This is a genomic window from Pseudomonas sp. B7(2017), from assembly GCF_002112745.1.
Lineage (GTDB): Bacteria > Pseudomonadota > Gammaproteobacteria > Pseudomonadales > Pseudomonadaceae > Aquipseudomonas > Aquipseudomonas ekonensis.
This window is the reverse complement of the sequence record NZ_NEIP01000007.1, coordinates 293,942-299,941: the sequence shown is the minus strand read 5'-3', so window position 1 is coordinate 299,941 and position 6,000 is coordinate 293,942. Positions and strand designations below refer to the sequence as shown.

Sequence of the window (6,000 nt, the reverse complement as noted above, 5' to 3'; positions counted from 1 at the left end):
ATGGGAGGTGCTCCTTGCGGATTGAGTTAGGGTGCCCGGGAGGCGGAATCGCCCGGTGGGTGCCTGACTGTTATCAAGGAACGTGCCAGAAATGAAAAAACCCTATAAATCCGTGATTTATAGGGTTCTGTTTTGATGGAGGCCGATCATGTCGGTGGAAACCCATGAAAAGTGCGCAAGAAGTTGCGCAGTACTGCGCAACTTCTTGCGCACTTGGCTGGAAGCCACGTCGTTCAAGGCCTCCAGCGTGCTGTGTCAGGCATTTCACGGAATAAGTGCGCAACTTCTTGCGCAACACCGTTTGGGCTGACCTCAAAGCCGCAGCCGCAAAGTTTCAAACAGCGCACGATCTTCCTTTTTGGCCGAACGGGCATGGCTTCGTATGACGAGCAACAGACACTCGATGAAACACGTGGCCGGGTTGCTTAGCGCGCTGTCGCGCCGCGTCACGACACTCAGTTGCCGGGTGTCGAACTGTTCCTCCAGCTTCAAGGACACCAAGCGTCCCAGAAATGGCGGTGCGGTGCTGACGATGGACGGTCCCCAGGCGCACATGTCGGCCCGTTCGACCAGCACCTGCAAAAGCGCGAGCGAGTGAGCACGCACGATACGGCTTTCTTCGATCTGCGCGCCGTGATTCCAGAACAGCTCCCGCATCAGCCCGTCGTGCCCGTCCGGTGCGTAGTTCAGAACCCAGGTTTCACCCAACAGCTCGTGAATGGATCGCGCGTGCTGCAGGGGATGCCCCTCGCGAACCATCACGGAGGTCTCGTAGTCGAGCAACGTTTCGCTGGCGAACTCCTGGCTCGATAGAGCAGGGTGGAGCTGGCCAACCGCGAAATCCATGCTGCCATCGCGCAGCAACGGTTGCGCGACGGCCATCAGTCCTTCGAACAACTCCAGTCTGATGTGTGGCATACGAGTGCGGAAAGCCACCACCACCTCAGGCAGGAATGTCAGGGCGACCCAGGGCGTGATCCCCACGCAAAGCCGGCCTTGGGCATTGCCACGCATATGATCGAGTTCGGCCTGTGCGAGCTCCAGTTGCTTGAGCACCAGCCTGGCGTGAGTCAGCAGCACTTTGCCGTATTCCGTGAAGCTCAGGCCGCTGACGGTTCGATTGAAAAGCGGAAGCTGCTGGTTGGTTTCCAGCTCGCGCAGCGCTTTGGTGACGGCGGCCTGGGAAACATTCAAGGAACGCGCGGCCGCACGGATACTGCCGGTCTCGGCACTGGCAATCAGCGCCTGCAATTGATGTAGTTTCATCCGCCCACCCAAATGACAACTGATGGTTGTCATCATAACCAAATTGCGCCTCCCCAGCCCTGCAGCCGTTCCCTAAGATCGGGCCCAGCAGCGTTTGCTGCTGCACAGCTTCCGTCCAAGGAGAACATCGATGAATGCCAGCCCGGTTCTACCTGGTATTGCCGAGATACAAGATGAAATGGTTGCAATACGTCACCGCATTCATGCGCACCCTGAACTGGGATTTGAAGAGTTCGCCACTGGCGAGTTGGTGGCAGCGTATTTGACTCAGTGGGGTTACGAGGTCACGCCTGGGGTGGGCAGGACGGGGGTGGTTGGCACCCTGAAGAACGGCGAGGGCCGATCCATCGGTTTGCGCGCCGATATGGATGCGTTGCCGATACAGGAAAACTCGGGCGTGCCCTATACCAGCCAAATCAGCGGTGTGATGCACGCCTGCGGCCATGATGGCCATACAGCCGTCTTGTTGGCGGCTGCGCACTACTTGGCCTGGACTCGGCCGTTCAAAGGCACCGTGCACCTGATTTTCCAACCGGCGGAAGAAGGGCTGGGCGGCGCCAGAGAAATGCTGGAGGACGGCCTGCTAGAGCGGTTTCCGTGTGACGCGATTTTCGCCATGCATAACGTGCCAGGCTACCCCGTCGGCCATTTGGGCTTTTACAACGGCCCCTTCATGGCGTCCGCCGACACGGTAAACATCAGAATCATCGGCAACGGTGGCCATGGTGCGGCGCCGCACAAGGCCATCGACCCGGTGGTGGTCGGTGCCTCGATCGTCATGGCGCTGCAAAGCATTGTTGCGCGCAACGTGAATCCGCAGGAAACGGCCGTTATCACAGTAGGTTCGTTGCTTGCCGGGAGCGCCTCGAATGTCATCCCGCCCCATGCGGACTTGAGCTTGAGCGTACGTGCGCTGACTCCAGAGGTGCGCGATTTGCTGGAGTCCCGAATCACTGAGTTGGTCAAGGGGCAGGCCATGAGTTATGGCGCCCAGGCCCGCATCGATTACCAGCGCTGCCACCCAGTGCTGATCAATGACCCCCAGCAGACGGCATTTGCCCGCGAGGTCGCTCGCGACTGGCTTGGAGCGCAATGCCTGATCGATGATTTGCGGCCTTTCACGGCCAGCGAGGACTTTGCTTTTGTCCTGGAAAAGTGCCCGGGCAGCTATCTGGTGATCGGTAACGGTGAAGGAGAGGGGGAGTGCCCGCTGCACAACCCTGGCTATGACTTCAATGATGAATGCCTGCCGATCGGTGCGAGCTACTGGGTCAAGTTGGTCGAACGTTTCCTGAGTTGATCTCCAGTTGTGCCTATAAAAACTGCGACCTGAAGAGAACAAAAAATGAAAAAAGTGATTGCGGCCGTTTCCCTGGTGATCTTGAGTGCCTCTGGTTTGGCGGGTGCGGCCGACTGGTCCGGTAAAGTCTTGAGGCTGGGGGTGGACCCAACGTATCCGCCGCTGGAGTACAAGAACCAGGACGGCACCCTGACGGGCTTCGGCGTCGACATCGCCGAGGCGTTGTGCGCCGAACTGAAAGCCCGATGTGTCTGGGTGGAAAGCAGTTGGGATGGAATGATACCGGGGCTTCTGGCGCGCAAGTTTGATGCTGTGGCGTCTTCGATGACCATCACCCCCAAACGCCTTGAGCAGATCGCCTTCACCGACAAGGTGTCCAACGCACCATCGCGGCTGGTGGCCAAACGTGGCTCAGGACTTGAGCCCACGGTCGACTCGCTCAAGGGCAAGCGGATCGGTGTGGAGCAGGGATCAACCCAGGAAAGCTACGCCAAAGCGGTTTGGGGGCGGAACGGGGTAGAGGTTCTTTCCTATCAAAATCAGGATCAGGTCTACGCCGATCTTGTGGTGGGGCGCCTGGATGCTTCGTTGCAAGGCGCCATTCAAGCCAGTTATGGCTTCCTGAAAACAACGCAGGGTCAGGACTTTGAGCTTACGGGTGTCACGCTGGATGATCCGACTTACTTTGGCGTGGGCGATGGCCTTGGACTGCGCAAGGCTGATGTCGCGTTGCGTGAGGACTTGAACAAGGCTTTGGCCGCCATTCTTGCCAACGGCACTTATGCGCAGATCAACAACAAGTACTTCGATTTTGATGTCTACGGTGCCAAGTAGCATCGAGCTGACCAATGCCGGCAACCTCGACCTGCCATTGTCAGAGCTGCGACGGCGCCAGCGGCCCCAACGGCTACCGCCTGGCGCAATCCTCCGAGTCCGTCATATCCAATTGATTCATAAGCCATAAAAAATTCTTGTAGCGTGCTCGCGGCATTGCTGGTCAAATGCGCTGCCAGGAGTTGGTCAATTGATCAGGTCGAATGATCATAATACTGATGGCTACCAGACCGATGGGATAGTTGATGACCAAACCATCTCCTTGGCCTGGGTGCCTATATGGTTAGAGGGTTGGTATGAGAACAATAATCGTCGCATCACTGGTGGTATCGCTTGCGGGATGCGGGCTGAACGAACAGCCGGCTGAGAAACCCAATACAGACTGGGAGTTTCTTGGAAACTCCAGCGAGATGCAGCATTCCTCGTCGCTGAAGGCCATCAACAAGGAAACCGTTGGTTCACTGGGCTTGGCCTGGTGGGTGGATCTCCCAGTCAGTGACGGTCTGGTAGGCAACCCCCTGGTCAAGGACGGCATTGTTTTTCAAGGAGCGCCCAACGGCCAGGTCATTGCCAACGATGTAAAGACCGGCCGGCTGATCTGGAATTTCAAAGATGAGAATGCGCAGCAGGGCTCATCGTTCGCAGGCTATTGGGGCCGTCGATTCAATCGTGGGGTGGCACTGAGTGGCAGCAATGTCGTCATCGCCTCGGGTGACTGCCGCCTGATCGCGGTCGACCAGCGCACGGGCAAGAAAGTGTGGGAGGCGACATCGTGCGACTCCGCCGACATGTACGCGATTACCGCGGCGCCACGGGTGGGCAATGGCTTGGTGTTCACCGGCAATGCCTGCCTCGATACCGGAACGACCCGCGGTTATGTCGATGCCTTCGACGCCAAGAGCGGTGCTCATCGTTGGCGTTTCTACACGGTGCCTGACGATCCCTCGAAGCCGCAATCGGCGCTGTATGAGAATGCGGCCAAGACCTGGGGCAAAGACTGGTACTCCAAGACCCACGGGTGTGGCAGTGCCTGGGATGCGATGACCTATGACCCGAAATTGAACCTGCTTTACATAGGGGTAGGGGGACCGGCACCGTTCGATCCGTCCAAGCGTGGCGAGCAGGCGGGCGATGAGTTGTTCACCAACTCCATCGTGGCCTTGGACGCCAGCACGGGCGAGTACAAATGGCATTTCAAGCAAACGCCTCAGGATGCTTGGAACTATGACTCCAGCGTCGGCATCATGATTGCCGACATCACCGTGAACGGGCAGTCGAAACGGGCGGTGCTGAGCGTGCCGAAGAGTGGCTTCGCCTACGCCCTGGATGCTCAGACCGGCAAGTTCATTTCCGGCGGTGCCTACATGCCGATGGAATGGGCTTCAGGATTGGACGCCAATGGCCGCCCGATCATGAAGCGGGAAGGGCAGTATTGGCTCAACGACGCCAAGCAGTACATGCAGCTGCCCAATGGCCTGGGTGCCCACGGCTGGGAAGCGCTGGCCTTCAATCCGGACGACGAGACGGTGTTCATTCCTGCCATGTCTCAGCCGACATTGGTCAAGGATGATCCCGATTCCGCGCTCGGTGGCCAGTCGTTCGAGCCCATTCAGCGCTCTGCCGATGGCCAGTACGAAACCTACGGCGAAACCGTTGCCTGGGATGTACGCCACAACAGCGTGAAGTGGCGGTCGCGCTTGCCGATGCCTACCAACGGCGGCCTGCTGCATACGGCCGGCGGCCTGGTGTTCCAAGGCACCGGCGACGGGCGCATGCAGGTGCTGGACGCTGCGACGGGCAAGACACTGTGGAGCCACGAGATCGGTGGCGCGGTGCGGGCCGCGCCGTCGACCGTCATGGTTGACGGCGAGCAATACGTTCTGCTGGCGACCGGTACCGGCACTGCGGCAGCAACCGGGTCGCTGAACGCAGACGCGGCTTCCGCGCCGAAGGCCAGGACCACGCCACGGTTACTGGCGTTCAAGTTGGGCGGCGTCAAGGAATACCCACCGTTCGCACAAGTGCAAAAGGTGCCGGCGCCGCTCACGCCCCGGCAGCCAGAAGCACTGACAGCCCTTGGCCGCAAGCTGTTCGAGGGCAGCGGCTGCATCGAGTGCCATGGTTTTCGCGGCAACGCTGCCGGCGGCCGTGTGCCCAATCTCATCTACGCGCCACCACCGAGCTACGACTTCTTCGAAGCCGTCGTGCGCCAAGGCGTACTGTCCAAGGCTGGCGGCGGAATGCCGGCGTTTGCGGATTTTACCGATGATCAGCTCAAGGCCGTTTTTGCCTACCTGATCAACCAGGCTTGGGACGCTCATGAGGGTAAGGCGCCGGTGGCCGGCAATCCCTGAACGAACACAAGGTTTACGCGGCGGACAAGGACGGACGCTGCCTTTTATCAATTCACCAACCGAGAGAGCACGCACTATGTGGACCAAACCCAGCTATACCGACTTGCGCATTGGCTTTGAAGTGACGATGTACTTTGCCAATCGTTGAGTGCTGAGGCATTCGAAGGAGGCGTCAGCCTAGGCTTGACGCCTTCTTAACTGCCCTGCCTGGCATCAGAGACAGGAACAGGTTCGATCCTACGAACA

General features: G+C 59.0%; 5 protein-coding genes. 4 read left to right on the top strand and 1 reads right to left on the bottom strand.

The features are described from left to right. Positions 1-312: 312 nt before the first annotated feature. Positions 313-1,266 (bottom strand): LysR substrate-binding domain-containing protein, encoded by a 954-nt coding sequence (locus CAG29_RS16155; RefSeq protein WP_085632582.1) that lies wholly within the window; start codon positions 1,264-1,266, stop codon positions 313-315. Positions 1,267-1,396: 130 nt separating this feature from the next. Here CAG29_RS16155 and CAG29_RS16150 point away from each other — a divergent pair, with 130 nt between their 5' ends. The 4 genes from CAG29_RS16150 to pqqA all read left to right on the top strand — a co-directional run bounded on the left by CAG29_RS16150 (position 1,397) and on the right by pqqA (position 5,902). Further along, positions 1,397-2,566 carry a M20 aminoacylase family protein gene (locus CAG29_RS16150; protein WP_085632567.1) on the top strand — a complete coding sequence of 390 codons (1,170 nt, stop codon included), beginning with the start codon at positions 1,397-1,399 and terminating at the stop codon, positions 2,564-2,566. Between the two features lie 45 nt (positions 2,567-2,611). After that, positions 2,612-3,400 carry an ABC transporter substrate-binding protein gene (locus CAG29_RS16145; RefSeq protein WP_085632565.1) on the top strand — a complete coding sequence of 263 codons (789 nt, stop codon included), beginning with the start codon at positions 2,612-2,614 and terminating at the stop codon, positions 3,398-3,400. Between the two features lie 296 nt (positions 3,401-3,696). Beyond that, positions 3,697-5,754 carry a PQQ-binding-like beta-propeller repeat protein gene (locus CAG29_RS16140; protein ID WP_085694804.1) on the top strand — a complete coding sequence of 686 codons (2,058 nt, stop codon included), beginning with the start codon at positions 3,697-3,699 and terminating at the stop codon, positions 5,752-5,754. 76 nt (positions 5,755-5,830) lie between these two features. Further along, positions 5,831-5,902 (top strand): pyrroloquinoline quinone precursor peptide PqqA, encoded by a 72-nt coding sequence (gene pqqA, locus CAG29_RS16135; protein WP_063607997.1) that lies wholly within the window; start codon positions 5,831-5,833, stop codon positions 5,900-5,902. Positions 5,903-6,000: the final 98 nt, after the last annotated feature.

Bases quoted from the DNA above. Each gene is read 5' to 3' on its own strand.
- CAG29_RS16155 (WP_085632582.1), bottom strand. From the start codon at position 1,266: ATGAAACTACATCAATTGCAGGCGCTGATTGCCAGTGCCGAGACCGGC.
- CAG29_RS16150 (WP_085632567.1), top strand. From the start codon at position 1,397: ATGAATGCCAGCCCGGTTCTACCTGGTATTGCCGAGATACAAGATGAA.
- CAG29_RS16145 (WP_085632565.1), top strand. From the start codon at position 2,612: ATGAAAAAAGTGATTGCGGCCGTTTCCCTGGTGATCTTGAGTGCCTCT.
- CAG29_RS16140 (WP_085694804.1), top strand. From the start codon at position 3,697: ATGAGAACAATAATCGTCGCATCACTGGTGGTATCGCTTGCGGGATGC.